This is a genomic window from Streptomyces sp. NPDC048295, from assembly GCF_040652135.1.
In the GTDB taxonomy this organism is placed as follows: Bacteria; Actinomycetota; Actinomycetes; order Streptomycetales; family Streptomycetaceae; genus Streptomyces.
This window is the reverse complement of sequence record NZ_JBEZLL010000014.1, coordinates 15,408-33,207: the sequence shown is the minus strand read 5'-3', so window position 1 is coordinate 33,207 and position 17,800 is coordinate 15,408. Positions and strand designations below refer to the sequence as shown.

The window sequence follows — 17,800 nt, the reverse complement described above, 5'->3', positions numbered from 1 at the left end:
ATGCAGAAGCAACTGAGCCGCGCGACTCTTGACACATTCAAGACGACCGGTCATATTGAATATCGAGGATGCGGCGTGCGGAACTCCGCCGCCGACCCCATCACCATCCACGGCCCGGGACCGGGCCCGTCACGCAACTGGAGACTCTCGTGACCGCGACGTACCCCACGCTGACCGAGACCGAGGCAGCCGCCCTGGTCGCAAGACTGCGCGCGACCCACCGCAGCGGCCGGACCAAGCCTCTCGACTGGCGCCTCAAGCAGCTGACCCGACTGCGCGCGCTGCTCACCGACAACCGGAAGGCGATCGCCGAAGCCCTCTGGGCCGACATGCGCAAGAACGCGGACGAGGTCGACCGCGCGGAGATCGACCTGACGATCCTGGAGATCGACGACTACCTGGAGAACCTGAAGGACTGGCTCGCGCCGCAGCCGGCCGAGGTCGCGGTCACCCATCTGCCCGAGGGAACGGTGGCCCACACCGAGTTCGACCCCCTCGGCGTGGCTCTGGTCCTGTCCGCCTGGAACTACCCGATCTACCTGCTGCTGACCCCCGTCGCGGGGGCACTCGCGGCCGGCAACGCGGTGGTCGTCAAGCCCTCCGAGCTCGCCGAGCAGACCTCCGCCCTGCTGGCCCGGCTCGTCCCGGACTATCTCGACCCCGACGCCGTCGCCCTGGTCGAAGGCGGTGTCGCGCAGACGACCTCGCTGCTCGCCCAGAACTTCGACCACGTCTTCTACACCGGCAACGGCACCGTGGGCCGGATCGTGATGCGCGCGGCCGCCGAACACCTGACGCCCGTCACCCTCGAACTGGGCGGAAAGTCCCCGGTCTTCGTCGATCGCGGCGCCGACATCGCCACCGTCGCCGAGCGCATCGCGGCCACCAAGTTCACCAACGCCGGGCAGACCTGCGTCGCCCCCGACTACGTCCTCACCGACGCCGAGACCGCGCAGGCGCTGACGACCGCCCTCGGCCAGGCCGTCAAGGAACTGTATGGCGACGACCCCCAGGGCTCCGGCACCTACGGGCGCATCATCAACGAGCGGCACTTCGACCGGCTGGGGAAGCTGCTCGGCTCCGGTCGCACGGCGATAGGCGGGCAGAGCGACCGCGCCGAGAAGTACATCGCCCCGACCGTCCTGCTCGATGTCCAGGCGGACGAACCGGTGATGCAGGAGGAGATCTTCGGGCCGATCCTGCCGATCCTCACGGTCGCCAACCTCACCGAGGCCATCGACTTCATCAACGACCGTGACAAGCCCCTGGCCCTGTACGCCTTCACCGAGAACGAGGACACGAGGTCCCGGCTCATCGCCGAAACCTCCTCCGGCGCCATCAACTTCGGCCTGCCGATCTACCACCTGACCGTACCGACCCTCCCGTTCGGTGGCGTCGGCGAGAGCGGCATGGGCAACTACCACGGCCGCTACTCGCTGGAGGCGTTCAGCCACCGCAAGACGGTCTTCGACGTCCCGCTGAGCTGACCGAACCCACTGTCCCAGGCAAGTTGCAGGGACACCATCGAGACCCCGAAGCTCAACAACCTCCGATCGTCATGACCTGCCTGGCATTCGGTGGACGCGCCGATGCCGGACGTGGTTGCCAGGGTCTCTACCGGTGCATCACCGCCGGTAGGGACCCTGATGGCGTACAGGGGCACGGGCGAGGTCGGGGCCGTCACTGAGCCACGAGCCCGGGGTTACCACCGCTACGCTCCCGTGGCGGCAGGGCGGTCGGCCGCGGATGTGACATAAAAGGGGGTGAACGCGCCCTCCTGATCCTCAGCAGGCGACGACCGCGGCTTCGCTGATCCCATCGGTGAGAGGCCGTACCTGCTCGACCTCCGCTAGCTCCACCTGGCATCCATGGAGATTGACCTGCTCGTCGTCCACGAGGTGCCGCGACCGCAGGGCATCGTCGCACGCCACGGCACCATAGATCTCGCCGCATGCGGCTCCTTACGGAGACGCTGCCGCGCCCGGCGGACCGCCGCCTACGTAAAATGGGGTGCCCCGCCAAAGCGGGACACCCCAAGAGGGCAGAACTTCTACCTATCGCCCATCCGCGCCGCCGGCAGGCCCGCTACCGACGACCATGAGGCCGAATTCATTCGTTGTAGTCCGGTTCAGCGGTTGCTCAGCTCCTCACCGAATCCGTGAGGTGCTCCTGGAACCAGGCCACCGCGGCACTGCTCGACTGCTCGAACTCGGAGATGTAGGGCGCGAAGTGGCCGCCGCGGATCAGCTGCAACCGCTTGGGCTCCAGTGCGCGCTCGTAGGCCCCGAGAGCGAGGTCGGTCACGGTGACCGTGTCACTGAGTGCGACCACCATCAGCAGCGGCGTCGGGGAGACGCGGGTGATCCAGGTGCCGGGCTCGTACATCCGGGCCGCGCGGGTGGAGCGGACCGTGACCTGGTTCTCCCACACACCGTCAGGCACGGGCTGGAGGTAGAAGTCGATGGCCTCCTGCGTGCGGTACGACGCCGCCACGGTCGGGTCGGCGCTGACAATGGTCTGGGAGCGGGGCGCCTCACCACGGGCCTGGGCCCGCTCGTCCTCGTTGAAGGCCTCCTCCAGGGCGGCGACGGCCTCCGGAGCGATGCGGCGCAGGCCCTGCTCGTAGCCGCTGATCGTCGGCACCTGGGAGACCACGGCACGAAGTCGGCGATCGGTCGCGCCGAGCACGATGGCGTGGCCGCCGGCGTAGCTCGTACCCCACAGACCGATGCGGTCGGCATCGACCTCGGACCGGCTCTCCAGATAGGAGACCGCCCGCCGCCAGTCGGCGATCTGCTGCCAGGGGTCGACGTCCTGACGCGGCGTCCCTTCGCTGGCCCCGAAGCCACGGTGGTCGTGGAGCAGCACGACGAAGCCGTTCTCGGCGAACTTGCGCGCGAACGGGTCCAGGCCGTGGTCCTTGACCCCCGCGTAGCCATGGGCCACGGTGATCGCCGGGTGGGGCCCCGGGCTGTCCGGCAGATAGAGCCAGCCGCGCAGCAGCACGCCCGCATCGGCTTTGAACTCGACATCCATGCGTTCGACCATGGGAAGTCGCCTCCTTGGTGACTGGCCGGGAACCGGCCCTGGTGGAAGGGGCCGCGTCGAGCGCGGTTTTGGCGCGGCCTAGACGAGACCGGCCAGGAAGCGGTCCACGTGGGATGCGACGGCGGACGGCTGTTCCACGTGGACCCAGTGCCCGCCCGAGCCGACCACCACCGCCTGGACGGTGCAGAACCTCGGCGCGACGGCTGTGTTGATGAGTCCCTCGGTGACGAATCCGTCCTCCGCGCCGCGGACGATCAGCACCGGGCCCGCGTAGTGGCTCGGTTGCTCGCCTGACGGGTGGCCGTTGTTCCAGCAGTCCGCGTAGTCCCGCACGACCTCCGGGCGTAGGCGCTCCCCCACCGCCACCAGGCGATCGAGTTCGCCGTCCGGAAGGGCCGCTGCGAGTTGCAGTCTGGCCGCGCGCTGTCCGGCGCCGTCGCCGCCCAACGTGCGGAACGGGCCGATCGCGTCGTGGGGCAGCTGGGTGCCGGCCAGTGGGACCGGTGTCACCAGGACCAGGCCGAGGGCCCGGTCGGCCCGCCGGGCGGCGACCAGCTCGGCGACCGGCGCACCCATGCTCTGGCCGACGATCACAAAGGGCTTGTTTAGGGCATCGACCACGGCGCCGGCCTCGGCCGCGAAACGGTCGTAGGTGAACGGTCCGCCCGCTGCGGTACGGTCCCCGCTACCGGCCAGGTCGACCGTGACATGCTCGACGCCCGGTATGGTGAGTTCGGCGATCAAGGGATCCCAGATGTGCTGGTCGTCCAGGAAGCCGTGGACGAACACCACGGCCCGGTCCCCCTCACCGCCTCGGCGGTAACGGGCATCTGTCGTCCCGGCACGTTCGGTCTTCATGGTCGTCCTCGCCGTCCGGAGATCAGGTGAAGTGGATGTCGCTGAGGTCGATGGCGACCATGACCTGGTCCAGGTTCGCCCGCAGCGTGTCGTCGCGCTTGTAGGCACGACGCCGGGCAGGCAGCAGGATGCCGTCGGCCTCGACGATGTCGTGGACGTACTGGGTGGCCGCGAATCCACCGGCGATGTCGACGTGGTAGTCGTGGCGGCGCAGCAGCCGGTCCGGGCCGAAGTAGAAGTCCTGGACGGTACTGTGACTGGCGATCACGTCGGGGAACGTCGCGCGCAGGCCTCGCCACTCCTCGCCGCCCTCGGGCCAGGGCTGGATCTCCTCGACGCCGACCTCGGGCATGGCGAGCAGGAACGGGGTGGTCAGGTAGGTCCACAGTGCGTAGCCGTTGAAGTAGGCCCGGTCCAGCGCGTCCCACGGGGTCTCCAGGGCGTGCCCGTCAAAGGACTTGCGCGGCTGTGCGCGCTCAGTGACCACCGTGCCGTCGGTCTTCTGGATGGCGATGTGGTCCGCCGTGAACTCGGTCTTCTGGTCGGGGGCTCCGAAGGGGGTCACCGAGGCGTGTTCCTCGTGCAGCCGGACCGTCATCTCCCGAGGCGCGGGATCCTGCGGAATTCCCTTGATGGCGAACAGGTCGCCGCCGCTGACGATCGTCGCGCGGACGGAACTGAACCGACGCCAGCGGTCCAGACCGCCGTGGGCGTCGAGAACCTCCTTGAGTAGCGCGCTCATGTACATCTCCTTGTATCGGTCAGCAGGGCCGGGGACTCCTCAAATATGACCGGTCGTCTTGACTATGTCAACCCACCTGACTACTGTCCGAAGAAGGCCGCACAGCGGACTCAAACGCCAGCACGCCAACCGGAATGAGGCCATCACATGTCTCCTACGCACGAGATCGCCGAGGAGTACTTCCTGGGCGAATCCACGCAGAGCGTGGTGATCAACGTCCCACTCGAAAGCGTCGACCTGGGCAAGTGGCTTACCCGACTCACGGATGCGGAGTACCAGGCCTGTGCGGTGCCCGACCACCGGGCCGCCGGCTGGAGCAAGAACGCCGCGGGTGATCTGGTGAGCATCAACGTCGAGGTGGTGGGTGGAGCACTGATCGTCCAGCACTACGTGGCAGAGATCCTCGAGCCGCACCACTGCCGCATGGTGTCACTTTCGGAGACGCAGACCCCGGACGGCTGGCAGCAGCTGCAGGTCGTCTGGGACCTCAGCGTCACCAAGCTGGACGGCGACCGCTCGACGTTCACGAACAAGGTCACCAGCCGGCCCACGCGCACCTTCGTTGCTTACGTCGAAGCGCAGGGGATCCCCTTCGAGCAGTTCGCGCAGCAACGCAGGCGGGCGGTGGAGGGCCACAACGCACTCGAGGCTCCGAGCTACGCAGCGAGCGTGGAGCGCGCCACCCTCCAGGCGCGCTGACCGCACCTTCGCGGGCTGCACGGCGCCCGCCCAGCCATCGCCATCCTCGACCGCAGGCAGGGCCGCGGAGTCGTCCACCGGCAGAGAATCCGGCAGACGACCCTGCGGCCCTGCCTGCATCTTCGGGAGTCGCTTGACTTTCAAAAGACGACCGGACATATTGATAGTAGCAGAAGGAGTGTGTATTATGCCTAGGCCCAGCATGCGTGAACAGCTGATCGAAGCTGCCGTCGACTATTTCCACGAGCACGGCTTCAACGGCAGCGGCATCAAGGACATCACCGACGCGGCCGGCACACCGAAGGGTTCGTTTTACAACCACTTCGACAGCAAAGAGGCCATGGCGGTCGAGGTCATGAACCGCTATGCCGACAGCCGTCAAATGGGCATGCTGGCCGACGAGTCGGTTCCTCCCGTCGAGCGCATGCGTAAGCACTTCGATTACCTGGCAGCAGACTTGGAGCGGTTCGACTACGCGCGGGGTTGCATGTTCGGGAACTTCGGAGCCGAGCTGTCCACGCAGAGCTCGGTGATTCGCGACGAGGTGGACACCAAGCTCGCGCGGTGGGCCTCGTTGCTCGCGCCAGTGCTGAAGGAGGCCCGAGCGGCAGGGTCCCTGAAGAGCGACATGGACGACCCGCTGCTGGCCCGGTTCCTGGTGAGCTCCTGGGAGGGCGTGGCGATGCTGGCCAAGGTCACCCGCAGCCGTGCACCGATCGACGACTTCTTCGCCATGTTCGATTCGATCGCCACCCAGGACCGTCGCCGGACGAAGAAGCGGTAGCGGTCGGGGATACGTGAGAACGGGCTCTGGTCCACTTCGTGTGGACCAGAGCCCGTTCCTGCGCGCACAGCCGTCAGGAGAGTGCTGAACCTCTGGGCTGTTCCGGAAGGGTGAACGCCCGGCGGCGAGGCTCGTCGGCGCCCGACTGGCTCTGCCCACCGGACGCGCGGTGGTCTGCAGAGGGCCGAGTCGGCGGGTTGAGCTCGGGCGCGAACAACATGCCCAGACCGGCGGACATGGCGGCCAGCATGGACACGAGTTCGCGCATGGGATCCATCGAGGTCACCCTCACCTGAGGCACTATCCGAAGAAGGCGCGGACGTGGTGCAGCCCGTCGATCAGGGCGTCCACCTCCGCCTCGGTGCAGTACAGATAGAACGACGCCCGCGTGGTCGCCGGAATTCCGTAGCGGAGGCAGACCGGACGCGCGCAGTGGTGGCCGACGCGCACGGCGACGCCCTGCTCGTCCAGCACCTGGCCCACGTCGTGCGGGTGGATGTCGCCCAGCGTGAAGGAGATCGCCGCGCCGCGGCCCTCGGCCGTGGTCGGGCCGATGATCCGCAGGTCCGGAACCTCCTGGAGCCGGTTCACCGCGTACTCGGTGATCGCGTGCTCGTGGGCCCAGATCGCGTCCATGCCGACGCCGTTCAGGTACTCGATGGCCGCGCCCAGACCGACCGCCTGCGCGATCGGCGGCGTGCCCGCCTCGAACTTGTGCGGCGCGGGAGCGTAGGTCGAGGACTGCATGGAGACCGTCTCGATCATCTCGCCACCGCCCAGGAACGGCGGCAGGTCCTCCAGCAGCTCCCGCCTGCCCCACAGGACGCCGATGCCCGTGGGCGCCAGCATCTTGTGACCGGAGAAGGCGACGAAGTCGACGTCCAGCGCCCGCACGTCCAGCGGCATGTGCGGAGCGGCCTGCGAGGCGTCGATGACGACCAGCGCGCCGACGGCCTGCGCCCGGCGGACGATCGCCTCGACCGGGTTGACCGTGCCCAGGATGTTGGAGACCAGCACGAACGAGACGACCTTGGTCTTCTCGGTGATGATCTCGTCGATGTTGGACAGGTCAAGACGGCCGTCGTCGGTCAGGCCGAACCACTTCAGCCTCGCGCCGGTGCGCTGCGCCAGCAGCTGCCACGGGACGATGTTGGAGTGGTGCTCCATCTCCGTGATCACGATCTCGGAGTCGGCGTCGACCCGGTATCGCCTGTCCGCCCAGCTCAGCACGTTGGCAACGAGGTTGAGCGACTCGGACGCGTTCTTGGTGAACACGACCTCGTCACGGCTCGGCGCGTTGATGAACGACGCGACCGCGTCACGCGCGCCCTCGTACAGCGCCGTGGCCTCCTCCGCGAGCGTGTGCACGCCGCGGTGGACGTTGGCGTTGTGCAGCTCGTAGTAGCGCTGCACGGCGTCGAGGACCTGCTTGGGCTTCTGCGAGGTGGCCGCGTTGTCCAGGTAGACCAGGGGCTTGCCGTTCGGCAGGATCCTTCCGAGGACCGGGAAGTCCTTGCGGATCGCGTCGACGTCCAGCGTGCGAGAGGTAAGGATAGACGTAGAGGTGGAGGTGGAGGTCACTCGGCTGCACCGCCCTTCACGTACTGCTCGTAGGTTCTCGGTGGGATCCGGGCGGCGGTCCACGGAGGCTTCGTGGACAGCCGCCCGGGATCAGCGGTCAGTTCGCCTGCCACCAACGGGTGATGACGTCGGCGTAGTCGTCGGCGCTGTCCTCCCACGCGAAGTGGCCGGCGTCGATGATGTCGAGCTTGCTGTTCGGCAGGTACTTGTGCAGGTACTCGGCGTTCTCCGGGGGCACGACCGGGTCGTTGCGACCGGCCAGGATCTGGACCGGCGTCTCCACGGTGGGCAACAGGTCACGCAGGACCGGCAGCTCGGCCGGGTAGGCGCGGACGTAGGGCAGCTGGTCGACGAAACGCTGTCCGCTGTAGGCGGCCAGGTAGTCCTCGCGCACCACGTCCGGAAGCTCGTAGCCCTCGATGGTCCCGATCGCGACGGTGACGGCCACCTTCGGGCCCAGCGCCCGGTACGGGGCCAGGTCCTCGCTGAGCACCCAACCCTTCAGCGGCTCCCCCAGGTTCAGCGGGACGGCCGTCCCGCCGGTGCCCACGACCAGGCTGCGGAACCGGCCGGGGTGCTTGGCGGCAGCGAACAGGGAAGCCGCGGTGCCGATGTCCGGGCCCACGACGTGCGGGCTCTCCAGCCCGAACGCGTCGGCGATGCGGACGATGAACTCCCCCATCGCGGAGGGCGACAGCAGGTCCTCGCGCATCTCGGAGTGCCCGAATCCGGGCAGGTCGACCGCGATCAGGCGCGCGTGCCGGGCCAGCTTCGACCAGGTCGCGTCGTAGGAGTAAAGGCTCTCCGGCCAGGGGCTCAGCAGCAGCGCCTCGTGCTCGCGCGGCCCGTCGCTCTCTGCGTACCGGACCGACAGCCCGTCGATCGTGCGGAACCTGGGGTTGATCTCACTCATCGTCTTGTCCTTTCCTGTGGGTGTTTCGACTGGACACGGGGCAGTCCGGGTGGACTGCGCACCGTTCTCCCCTCAGCGCGAGACGGCCCCGGCGGCCTGCTCGATGATTTCCGTCACCGCGTCCGCATGGGTCAGCGTCACCGCGTGGGAGGAGACGATCTTCTCGATGTGCGCATGCGCACGCTTGGCCATGAACTCCTGCTCGGCAGGGTTGATGGCCTGATCCTGGGTGGTGATCAGATCCCAGGAGGGGATGGTCTTCCAGGCCGCCGCGGTGGTCTTCTCGGCGAAGACGCTCGCGGCCACGGGGCGCTGAGCGGCTGCTGCCGCAGCCGCGATCGCCGCCGGCGCGTCGGCGGCGGCCACCTCGTGGAACTTGGCGGGCTGGACGTACAGCTCCACGCCGGTGCCGCCGTCGGGCAGCGGATAGGGAGTCGGCGTCAGCGCGGTGCTGAGCGCGGTCGCCGGGAACTTGGCGCCCAGCGAGTTCACGTTCTCCCCCTTGGCGAGGGCGAAAGCGGCGATGTAGACCAGCGCCTTGACCTGCGGGTCGCCGGCGGCGGCCTCGGTCATCACCGCGCCGCCGTAAGAGTGACCGGCCAGCACGATCGGCCCCTGAATGGTGTTGAGGAAACTGCGGAGGTAGGCCGCGCCACTCGCCAGCCCGCGCAGCGGATTGGCCGGCGCCACCACCTGGTAGCCGACGTGCTGCAGGCTCCCGATCACACTGTCCCACTCGGAGGCGTCAACGAAGGCCCCGTGCACGAGCACGACCGTGGGCTTCGGCTCCGACGGCTGCGCGGAGGCGTGCACTGCCGGAACGGCGACAGAGACCGCGATGGCTGTCGCGGCTGCGCCGACAACGACGGCGGACTTCAGCAGATGACGCAGGAAGGTCTTCGCGACCATGGAGACTCTCCTTCAAAGACGGCCAGGTTCAGCCGATTCGAGCCCGAGCGGATCGTCCGGGAGCTCGCGGTCCGAAAGGCACTGACACCGGCGGGGTGACGGCAACGGTCGCTTCGGGCGGCCGTCCGTCCCGTTCCGGAACACCTTCAAGATGACCGGTCATTTTCCATTTGTCAACCCCGGTCGCGAGCTGCCACCGGCGACCCACGCACGATCCCCACCATGGGAAGAACTGGCGCGAGAAAGATGCTATTCATTTACACCTATGCCGTTTGAAGCGAGCCTTCGAGCGCCCCACCGAGGCGGACCCACCCGCTCCGCCGCCTCCCTCGAGACCCCGAGGCCCCTATGAACACCACGCACGCACCCTGTCACGCCAAGCCGACCCGCGGCACGACCGCGCACCGGTCCCAATCGGCCCCGCCGGTCCAATCGAGCCCGCCGGCCCCGCTAGCCCAGCCGGCGCCTGTCCAACCGACCCCGTCGACGCAGCAGTCGTCCATCCGGGCCTGGTTGCAACCACCGCTGATCGCGCTGGTCGTCGTGGCGGCCTTCATCAGCTGCTACGTGGGTCTCGCCCGGGCCGCGAAGCCCCACCAACTCCCCGTCGCCGTCGTCGGCAGCCAGCTCTCTGCACAGATCCAATCAGCCCTCGGCGACACCATCGCCGTGTATCCCGAGCCGGACGTCGTCACCGCCGACCACGCTCTCAAGCACCGCGACGTCGACGCGATCCTGACCCCGCAAGGAGCACACGCCCTGTCCCTGACCGTCGCCGGAGCCAACGGCCTGTCCACCACCACAGCCGTGGAGAACCTGGTCTCCGCCTACGCCCATGGCGCGGACAAGACCGTGACTTTGACCGACGGCGTGCCGCTCTCCCACTACGACAGCCGCGGACTTGCGGGCTTCTACGTCGCATTCGGCGTGACCATGTCCGGCTTCGTACTGGCGCAGAACATCCTTGGACTGTCCAAGGGCCTGCACCTGCGGCATCGCTTCACGCTGATGGCCGGCGTCTCGGTCATCGCCGGCCTCATCGGCGCCACTCTCGCGGGCCCGATACTGGGAGCAGTCCCCGCCCCCTTCATCCCCCTGGCTGCCACCCTGGCCCTGCTGGCGGCTGCCGCAGCCTTCACCACCAAGCTCCTGGGCACATTCTTCGGCTCGGTGGGCGTACCCATCTCCACCTTGCTGCTGCTCACCGTCGGCAACTCGACCAGCGGGGCGTCGATAGGCCAGGACCTGCTCCCCAGCGCCGCACGGGTGCTCTCCGACATCCTGCCGCCGGGGGCCGCGGTCCGAGCGATCACGGACCTGAGCTACTTCAACGGGGCACACGCCGGCGTCGCGCTGCTCACCCTTACCGCGTGGGCCGTCTGCCCGGCCTTCCTGGTCTGGGCGCGCTCCGCGCTGAGCACGGCCAGGAGCCGGAACGCGTAGCGCTAGGACCCTGGGGGAGGATGCAGGAGCGGGCACCCTCCTTCAATCCTGGTAAGATCTAACCTGCGTAGACATATTTCTTGATCGTGCGGGCAGTCCCTCGATTTGCCCTGTTGAGCCTTCTGCCCTTCCTCCATGCGCACGGAGTTACTCGGCTTGCGGGCCGTGGGTGCCACCGTCGAATCCGGAGCACTCGCGGTGCAAAGTGACGGGAGTTCAAGCGGCACGAGAGGCGGCGGAAGCACCGTCACCCCCGCGCAAAAGTGGCGACCATATCGTTGCCGTCGGCCCACCCTGGACAAGCTGACCAGCCCCGCCCGCTCACAAGGGACCTGGGGACAGCGATGTCCCCGATTTGAGGGTGCGGAACGTGAGCTCTTGTCCGTTTCGTGGTTGAGGTTGGGGAAGGACCGCTGGTCGCGGGTGGGGGGAGCCTCAGGCGTCTGGGCGGGCGAACAAGCCGGGTTCGGGTTCGATGAGGATGCCCCGGATGACCAGGCGTTTCAGTTTGCAGCGGATGCCTTCGGTGTTCTTCGGGAGGATCGGCAGGTCGAGGGCCTGGCAGAGGTCGCGGGCACGCACAGGCCCACCTGACCCGCGTGGGCTCCCTTTCGGGTCCGGGCATCAGCCTGGTATCCGCATGGTTATGGCCAGCAGCGGAGAGTGCCGGTATCTGGCGTCTCCCATGAGCTTTCGCTCCAGCGGCCTTCGCTTCTCGGGTCATCCTGTTCCCGCAGCGGAGTTGGGCCTTCGTTACCGTCGGCCTACCGTCTCCGGACCGCCACGGGGTTTCCATGTTCCACTTCCTCAAGTCCCGTCCAGGTAGGGTGCCCTCTATAGCCCGAGGCCGTGGTGACCTCCTCCGGACTTACGAATATCTGGAGCACGTGACGCCTCTCAGCGTCCGGCCTTGTCGTCGCCGACTTCTTGCCACTGCGATGTACGCGTTACAGGCCGTGCAAACGAGGGTTCGCGGTGTCTCACCCTTCTGAACTTTCCCTGGTCTGTGTACTGCGGTGGCCCGCAGTTTCCATGCACCTTCTCCTCCGGCTCAGCACCACGGCGTTACCGCCATCGCACCCGGAGTCGGGAACCGACTATGGTCACTATCGGGGCGAGTCCCAGCTGATCCGGCTCATGCTGGCAGGAGTGGGGCAGGGGCTTTCTGCTCTCAAGTACGGCCCTGTAGGCGATCCTCGCCATCATCGACCACGCTCACTTACCTTGTGCCGCGGACCCGAAGCGCTTATCGCGGAGTCCAGCTGGACTTGCCTGGCGCACTCGGGACACCGGTGATCCAGTGACGGTTTGCTGTACCCGCTGGTCAGGCGACTATTTATGGGCGAGATGAGCTGGCGGCTGCTCGTCTGGCCATTCGCGTGGACCGCTATCCGATCGAGCAGCGGTGCGTCGCCCGGATGCGGATGCCTCCCTCGACGACTTCGACGTCGTAGACCACCAACTGCCGCTGTGCCGGGCCGTTGACCAGCGCGCCGGTGGCGATGTCGAACTCCGAGCCGTGGCACTGACACGTGATCGTCGTACCGGTGAGCAGGCCTCCGGATAGCGGACACGACTCGTCGGCACAGGTGCACAGATCGTCGAACCCGTAGAGGTTTCCGCCGACGCGTGCGACCGAGATCCGCTGCTTGCGGTCGTGCAGGCAGAAGAGGACCCGACCGGGGTGGTGGACCAGGTCCTTGATCCATGCCGCCGTCGGGTGCTTCTGCTCCCCGTCGCGGTGCCAGGTGACCAGGTACGCGAACAAGTTGCTGCCCTTGCCCCAGTAGACCGGCTCGATACTGGTCTCCGGGTCGGGCCAGACTCCGGAGGTGATCGACACGGATCCCGGTGTGAGCCGGATCCTCTCCGGGTCCCTCGTCCACTCGCCATGAGTCCGGGTGATGGACAGCAGTTGCTCCGAGTTGGTCCGGGCGCGCTGTCCCAGCTGGCCCGACATGCCGGTCAGCTTGCCCGTGTGCTGCATGTGGTGCAGCAGCTTCGCAGAGCCGTAGGCGTGGCCGCGACAAACACCTGGCCTGCCGTGAACGTCCGCTGGTGCAGGCGGGCCGCTCGCTGCGCCTAGCCCGGGTGACGGGTGAGGACTTCGAACCCGCCGCCGTCGAGGGGCCTGAGGTCGTACGCCTCGTTCAGCTCGTGGACCTCGACACCGAGTCGCTCCGCGAGGTACAGATAATTCGTCGTCAGTTTGTTCTTGGCGTTGTACCCGCAGCCGTTGTTGCAGTTGCCGCAGGACATGCATCCGGTGCGCCGGGGCCCGCCACCGCCGAAGTAGGGGTCGTCGGCCTCGACGCCGGGCCAGCCGAAGTAGACACCGACGGGAGCTTTGTTGAAGGTCTCGCCCCTGCCCATCTCGGTCGCGACCTCGTGCATGTAGCGGTCGACGTCGGTGGGTATGTACGGGTAGCGGACGACGCCGAGCATCCGGCTCGCCTGGTCGATGTAGGGCGCCAACTCGTCGGCCCAGTCGGTGATGCCCGCCCACTCCCGCGCCTCGAAGAACTTCTTCGGCGGGACGTAGAGCGTGCTGGCGTAGATGCGCGAGCCGACGCCGGCACCGGACAGGACGAGCACGTCGTCGAGGTACTCCATCCGCTGGATCCCGTACAGTCCTGCGGCGGGGAACCAGAGGAAGCCCGGCAGGTTCCACTGGGTCCGCGGGACATCCGCGTCCCTCCAGCGCCTGCCGGATTCGAGGACACCGACGCGGTAGCCCTTCTCTGCGGCGCGCAGAGCGGCGACGCTACCGCGAACCCCGAGCCGATGACCAGCACGTCGTAGTCGAAGCTCGCCATGAACCCCGCTCCTTTCGGGCCTGCGACGCGGTTGCGCCGCTTGTCCGCGCCTTGCCGTGTCCCGCGGCCCCGGGCCGCGAACCGACCCGGGCGCCGGAGGTGGCCGAAGTGGCCAGTTGTGGGCGCTACTTGGACGACTCTCCGGCCTGTTCGCGCACCAGGAAGTCGGCGTACCGGTCCGCCCAGTTCGCGTCCTGCTCGCCCTTGGGCGCCCGGTTGGCGGCCTGGGCGCGACGCAGCGCGGCCGCGAGGTCCTGCACGGAGGCGAAGACGGTCGCCGACGGGTCGATCCGGCCCGGCAGCCGAGTCGTGACCTCCTGCAACACCCAACCGTTGCCGTCCGGGTCGCTGAACGACAGGAACGATCCGTAACTGCGGCGCTCCGGGTCGGCCCCCGGCACCCGGCCTTCTACTCCGGCGTGGTGGAACACGCCGCCGGCGTCGTGGAAGACCTCGCTCGGATCCGCGTCCAGGCGCTTCAACTCGGCGCGTGCAGAGTCGATGTCACTTACAATCAGGTGCAGGCCCTGAGCCGAGCCCGGCCCCTGGGACGTCACCGACTTGCCAAAGATCACCGAGGTCGACGACCCCGGCGGGGTCACCTGCACCACCCGGAAGTCGTCGTTCGGGCGGACATCCGCGTCCAATCGCCAACCCAGTCCCGTGTAGAAGGCCTTGGCCCGGTCCACATCGGCGACCGGCACCACGACAACTTCGAGCTTCATATCCATGGGGAGCACTTCCTTTCGTCGGTGGCGAGGGCGAATCCCTCACCCTGCCGGATGCATTGCGGCCCGGGGCCGCCTGACGTCACCCGCGGTAGGTCTTGAGCAGCCGCAGCCAGACCTCGCTGATGGTCGGGAACGCGGGAACGGCGTGCCACAGGCGCGCCAGGGATACCTCACCGGCAATGGCAACCGTGGCCGAGTGCAGCAGTTCCAACACACCAGAGCCCACGAAGGTGGCGCCGACCACGGTGCCGCGGTCCGGATCGACCAGCATCCGGGCCAGGCCGCGGTATCCGGGGAGGTACTGCTGCGCTCCCGCGACGTGCGAGATGTCGTAGTCGACGACGTCGACCCTGCGTCCGAGCCGCTCAGCCTCCCGGCTGGTCAGGCCCACGGACGCGACCTCGGGGTCAGTGAAGACGACCTGCGCACGGCCACGTGGTCGGCGGTCGCCACATGCGCGCCCCAGCAGTCGTCGTCGACCGGCTCACCCTGGGCTCGTGCACCGATGACCGCGCCCGCGATCCGGGCCTGGTACTTGCCCTGATGGGTCAGCAGGGCGCGACGGTTGACGTCGCCGACCGCGTAGAGCCAGCCGTCGGGGACCGCGGTCACCCGGAAGGTGTCGTCCACTGCCAGCCAGTCACCGGGAACGAGGTCCACGGTCTCCAGGCCGACATCCGCGGTGCGCGGCGCGCGGCCGGTGGCGAACAGGATCTCCTCCGCGATCAGTTCGCCGCCTCCGGCGAGGGTGATCCGCAGCTCGTCGTCCTTGATCCTGTCTTGGGAGAGCGCGGATACCTCCACACCGAAGCGGATTTCGACACCGGCTTCACGCAGTCCCCTGGTGACGAGATCGGCAGCGAACGGCTCCATCCGCTGCAACAGTTCGTCCTCGCGGACGAGCCTGGTCACCTGCGATCCGAGCCCGCGCCAGGCGGTTGCCGTCTCCACGGCCACGACACCGCCGCCGACCACGACGAGCCTTGCCGGGACGCGCTGCGCGCTGGTCGCCTCTCGGCTGGTCCACACGCGCGCGCTGTCGATCCCGGGAAGGTCGGGCAGCGCAATGCTCGTACCGGTCGACAGGACCACGGCGTGACGCGCGGTCAGACCGATAACCTCGCCCTCCGGAGTGTGCACCGCCACCTGGCGCGGGCCGTCGAGCCGACCATGTCCCCGCAACAGCTCGACGGAGACCGAGTCCAACCAGTCGACCTGGTCCTCGTCCTTCCAGTAGGCGGCCATCCTGTCGCGGTGGGCAAGCACCGCCTCAACGTCCAACGGCCCCGGCACTGCCTGGCCCACCCCCGGCATGCGACGCGCCTCGGCGCGGGCCACCACCGGTCGCAGGAGGGCCTTGCTGGGCTCACAGGCCCAGAACGAACATTCTCCGCCGAGGAGTTCGCGTTCCACAATGACCGTGCTGAGCCCCGCGGCTCGGGTACGGTCAGCGACGTTCTCACCTACCGGCCCCGCTCCGATGACGATCATGTCGTAGGTACGGGGAGTCTCACTCATCTCGCCTGCTCCTCTCAGGAATCGGGTCTCTGAGGGCTGTCACGGACACGGCACGGGCCGCTCGCGTACACGAGCAGGTCAGTGCCGCACAAAAGCACCAGTACATCAAGATGACCGGTCATTTTTGAAATGTCAACCCGCGCCGCTGGAGGCCGTTGCGGCATTTGATAATACGACCGGTCATATTCAACTCTGGAGGGGCCACCGGGCAGCCTGGGTGCACGCCCCGGGGCGGAGGGCGGCTGCCCTGCGCAACGTCTCCCGGCGCATCGCAGGGCAGCCGCAACTGCCGTACCGAACGTCAGCAGAGCTCCGGAACCACCGACGGCATGCAGGGAAGACAGGGCGTTCGACCCTGTTCGCCCGAACGCCGCACGACGAAAGGGACACGCTCATGACCAACTCCTCCACCATCGGGGCACGCGCACCGCGCACGGCCCATGTCACCGCTCCGGGTGCAACCCCTCTACTGGCAGAGGTCCCCCTGCGCGAGCCCGGTGCGGGCAGGGTGCGCATCGCCGTGGAATCCTGCGGGGTGTGCCACTCCGACCTGCTCATCGCGAGCGGCCGTCTGCCCGGTAGCACCTTCCCGATCACGCCGGGCCACGAGATCGCGGGCCGGATCGACGCGCTCGGCGACGGCGTGGAGGGGTGGCAGGTCGGCGACAGTGTCGCCGTGGGCTGGTACGGCGGCAGCTGTGGACGGTGCGACGCCTGTCGGTCGGGCGACGGCGTGCACTGCCCGCAGCTCCAAATCCCGGGAGTCGCCTACCAGGGCGGCTACAGCGACTTCGTGGTCGTCCCCGCCGTCGCGCTGGCAGCCGTCCCCGAGGAGCTCACTACGACGGAGGCGGCACCGCTGGCCTGCGCGGCCGTCACCGTCTTCAACGCCCTGCGCCGCTCCGCGGCTCAGCCTGGTGACACCGTCGCCGTCCTCGGACTCGGCGGCCTGGGCCACCTGGGCGTGCAGTTCGCCCAGAAGATGGGCTTCCGCACCATCGCGATCGCCCGCGGACCGGAGAAGAAGGACCTCGAGCTCGGTGCCAGCCACTACATCGACAGCACCGAAGGCGACGTCGCCGGAGCGCTGCAGCAACTCGGGGGCGCGAAGGTGGTCCTGGCCACCGCGACCGACGCGGACGCGATGTCGGCGACCATCGACGGGATCGGCCGTCGGGGCGAGCTTGTCGTGGTCGGCGTCGGGCTTGAGTCGTTCCAGCTGACGGCCCTCCAGCTCATCAGGGGCGACCGGAAGGTCTACGGACACTCCTCGGGTACCGCTGTCGACATCCAGGACACGCTGCGCTTCGCCACTCAGACCGGTGTGCGAGCCTGGATCGAAGAGCTGCCCCTGGAAGAGACCCCGGCGGCTGTCGCGAAGATGACAGCCGGCCTCGCGCGCTTCCAGATGGTCGTCACGACGGGCCGCTGAAGGGCTTTCATCAACTGACGCTCGACGCACAGGAGTTGTCATGCAGGTAGCAGTGGTGACGTTCGACGGATTCAACGAGCTGGACAGTTTCATCGCCTCGGCGTTGATCAACCGGTGTCGCAACGACGGCCTGGAGGCATTCATCACGACGCCGACGCCGGTCGTCACCTCGATGAACGGTGTGGAGGTGTCGGGCCAGAGGGCCCGGAGCCAGTGGCTGAGCTGTTCCGCATCGCGTCCCTCCCAGAGTGTGAGCGGGAGCCGGGTGGCGGCGTCGACCAGAGGGGTGCCGTAGGTGTCGCCGTAGAGCGGCGAAGTCGTCCACC

Annotated in this window: 15 protein-coding genes and 2 pseudogenes; 6 read left to right on the top strand and 11 right to left on the bottom strand. The window is 68.0% G+C overall.

The window, feature by feature from the left end; translation table 11 throughout:
• Nucleotides 1-149: 149 nt before the first annotated feature.
• On the top strand, nucleotides 150-1,487 hold the full coding sequence (locus AB0D53_RS21345; RefSeq protein ID WP_362448865.1) for an aldehyde dehydrogenase family protein: 1,338 nt from the start codon (nucleotides 150-152) through the stop codon (nucleotides 1,485-1,487).
• Nucleotides 1,488-2,139: 652 nt separating this feature from the next.
• Here the strand turns inward: AB0D53_RS21345 and AB0D53_RS21340 are convergent.
• The 3 genes from AB0D53_RS21340 to AB0D53_RS21330 form a co-directional block, all read right to left on the bottom strand.
• Entirely contained in the window at nucleotides 2,140-3,048 is a 909-nt protein-coding gene (locus tag AB0D53_RS21340) for an alpha/beta fold hydrolase (protein WP_362448863.1), read from the bottom strand.
• A gap of 78 nt (nucleotides 3,049-3,126) precedes the next feature.
• Nucleotides 3,127-3,906 (bottom strand): alpha/beta hydrolase, encoded by a 780-nt coding sequence (locus AB0D53_RS21335; protein ID WP_362448861.1) that lies wholly within the window; start codon nucleotides 3,904-3,906, stop codon nucleotides 3,127-3,129.
• 22 nt (nucleotides 3,907-3,928) lie between these two features.
• The gene (locus AB0D53_RS21330; protein ID WP_362448859.1) at nucleotides 3,929-4,648 is read right to left on the bottom strand and encodes a hypothetical protein; all 720 of its coding nucleotides are present in this window, start codon (nucleotides 4,646-4,648) and stop codon (nucleotides 3,929-3,931) included.
• Nucleotides 4,649-4,795: 147 nt separating this feature from the next.
• On the opposite strand from AB0D53_RS21330, the gene AB0D53_RS21325 reads away from it, so the two are divergent.
• Together AB0D53_RS21325 and AB0D53_RS21320 are read left to right on the top strand one after the other, a co-directional pair.
• Nucleotides 4,796-5,347, top strand: a complete 552-nt coding sequence (locus AB0D53_RS21325; RefSeq protein WP_362448857.1) for a hypothetical protein — start codon at nucleotides 4,796-4,798, stop codon at nucleotides 5,345-5,347.
• A gap of 202 nt (nucleotides 5,348-5,549) precedes the next feature.
• Nucleotides 5,550-6,131, top strand: a complete 582-nt coding sequence (locus AB0D53_RS21320; RefSeq protein ID WP_362448855.1) for a TetR family transcriptional regulator C-terminal domain-containing protein — start codon at nucleotides 5,550-5,552, stop codon at nucleotides 6,129-6,131.
• Nucleotides 6,132-6,431: 300 nt separating this feature from the next.
• Here the strand turns inward: AB0D53_RS21320 and AB0D53_RS21315 are convergent, their stop codons facing one another.
• The 3 genes from AB0D53_RS21315 to AB0D53_RS21305 all read right to left on the bottom strand — a co-directional run bounded on the left by AB0D53_RS21315 (nucleotide 6,432) and on the right by AB0D53_RS21305 (nucleotide 9,534).
• Nucleotides 6,432-7,685: a cysteine desulfurase gene (locus AB0D53_RS21315; protein WP_362449176.1), complete on the bottom strand. Its 1,254-nt coding sequence runs from the start codon at nucleotides 7,683-7,685 to the stop codon at nucleotides 6,432-6,434.
• 124 nt (nucleotides 7,686-7,809) lie between these two features.
• The gene (locus tag AB0D53_RS21310) at nucleotides 7,810-8,625 is read right to left on the bottom strand and encodes an alpha/beta hydrolase (protein ID WP_362448853.1); all 816 of its coding nucleotides are present in this window, start codon (nucleotides 8,623-8,625) and stop codon (nucleotides 7,810-7,812) included.
• A gap of 72 nt (nucleotides 8,626-8,697) precedes the next feature.
• The gene (locus tag AB0D53_RS21305; protein ID WP_362448851.1) at nucleotides 8,698-9,534 is read right to left on the bottom strand and encodes an alpha/beta hydrolase; all 837 of its coding nucleotides are present in this window, start codon (nucleotides 9,532-9,534) and stop codon (nucleotides 8,698-8,700) included.
• A gap of 513 nt (nucleotides 9,535-10,047) precedes the next feature.
• On the opposite strand from AB0D53_RS21305, the gene AB0D53_RS21300 reads away from it, so the two are divergent.
• The gene (locus AB0D53_RS21300) at nucleotides 10,048-10,977 is read left to right on the top strand and encodes a hypothetical protein (protein WP_362448849.1); all 930 of its coding nucleotides are present in this window, start codon (nucleotides 10,048-10,050) and stop codon (nucleotides 10,975-10,977) included.
• 435 nt (nucleotides 10,978-11,412) lie between these two features.
• On the opposite strand, the gene AB0D53_RS21295 is transcribed toward AB0D53_RS21300, so the two are convergent.
• The 5 genes and pseudogenes from AB0D53_RS21295 to AB0D53_RS21275 form a co-directional block, all read right to left on the bottom strand.
• On the bottom strand, nucleotides 11,413-11,559 hold the full coding sequence (locus tag AB0D53_RS21295) for a hypothetical protein (protein ID WP_362448847.1): 147 nt from the start codon (nucleotides 11,557-11,559) through the stop codon (nucleotides 11,413-11,415).
• Nucleotides 11,560-12,364: 805 nt separating this feature from the next.
• Nucleotides 12,365-12,964, bottom strand: a complete 600-nt coding sequence (locus AB0D53_RS21290) for a Rieske (2Fe-2S) protein (protein WP_362448845.1) — start codon at nucleotides 12,962-12,964, stop codon at nucleotides 12,365-12,367.
• A 95-nt stretch (nucleotides 12,965-13,059) separates the two neighbouring features.
• Nucleotides 13,060-13,590, bottom strand: coding sequence for a hypothetical protein (locus AB0D53_RS21285; RefSeq protein ID WP_362448843.1), 531 nt, complete (start codon nucleotides 13,588-13,590; stop codon nucleotides 13,060-13,062).
• Between the two features lie 328 nt (nucleotides 13,591-13,918).
• On the bottom strand, nucleotides 13,919-14,524 hold the full coding sequence (locus AB0D53_RS21280) for a VOC family protein (RefSeq protein WP_362448841.1): 606 nt from the start codon (nucleotides 14,522-14,524) through the stop codon (nucleotides 13,919-13,921).
• A 79-nt stretch (nucleotides 14,525-14,603) separates the two neighbouring features.
• A pseudogene (locus AB0D53_RS21275) lies at nucleotides 14,604-16,042 on the bottom strand (NAD(P)/FAD-dependent oxidoreductase).
• A 394-nt stretch (nucleotides 16,043-16,436) separates the two neighbouring features.
• On the opposite strand from AB0D53_RS21275, the gene AB0D53_RS21270 reads away from it, so the two are divergent.
• Nucleotides 16,437-17,474 (top strand): alcohol dehydrogenase catalytic domain-containing protein, encoded by a 1,038-nt coding sequence (locus AB0D53_RS21270; RefSeq protein ID WP_362448839.1) that lies wholly within the window; start codon nucleotides 16,437-16,439, stop codon nucleotides 17,472-17,474.
• 40 nt (nucleotides 17,475-17,514) lie between these two features.
• A pseudogene (locus AB0D53_RS21265) lies at nucleotides 17,515-17,676 on the top strand (AraC family transcriptional regulator); the annotation flags it as partial.
• Nucleotides 17,677-17,800: the final 124 nt, after the last annotated feature.

Coding starts and splice junctions, on each gene's coding strand:
- AB0D53_RS21320 (WP_362448855.1), top strand. CDS start 5,550: ATGCGTGAACAGCTGATCGAAGCTGCCGTCGACTATTTCCACGAGCAC.
- AB0D53_RS21305 (WP_362448851.1), bottom strand. CDS start 9,534: ATGGTCGCGAAGACCTTCCTGCGTCATCTGCTGAAGTCCGCCGTCGTT.
- AB0D53_RS21270 (WP_362448839.1), top strand. CDS start 16,437: ATGACCAACTCCTCCACCATCGGGGCACGCGCACCGCGCACGGCCCAT.
- AB0D53_RS21290 (WP_362448845.1), bottom strand. CDS start 12,964: ATGCAGCACACGGGCAAGCTGACCGGCATGTCGGGCCAGCTGGGACAG.
- AB0D53_RS21310 (WP_362448853.1), bottom strand. CDS start 8,625: ATGAGTGAGATCAACCCCAGGTTCCGCACGATCGACGGGCTGTCGGTC.
- AB0D53_RS21335 (WP_362448861.1), bottom strand. CDS start 3,906: ATGAAGACCGAACGTGCCGGGACGACAGATGCCCGTTACCGCCGAGGC.
- AB0D53_RS21285 (WP_362448843.1), bottom strand. CDS start 13,590: ATGGAGTACCTCGACGACGTGCTCGTCCTGTCCGGTGCCGGCGTCGGC.
- AB0D53_RS21325 (WP_362448857.1), top strand. CDS start 4,796: ATGTCTCCTACGCACGAGATCGCCGAGGAGTACTTCCTGGGCGAATCC.
- AB0D53_RS21330 (WP_362448859.1), bottom strand. CDS start 4,648: ATGAGCGCGCTACTCAAGGAGGTTCTCGACGCCCACGGCGGTCTGGAC.
- AB0D53_RS21340 (WP_362448863.1), bottom strand. CDS start 3,048: ATGGTCGAACGCATGGATGTCGAGTTCAAAGCCGATGCGGGCGTGCTG.
- AB0D53_RS21280 (WP_362448841.1), bottom strand. CDS start 14,524: ATGGATATGAAGCTCGAAGTTGTCGTGGTGCCGGTCGCCGATGTGGAC.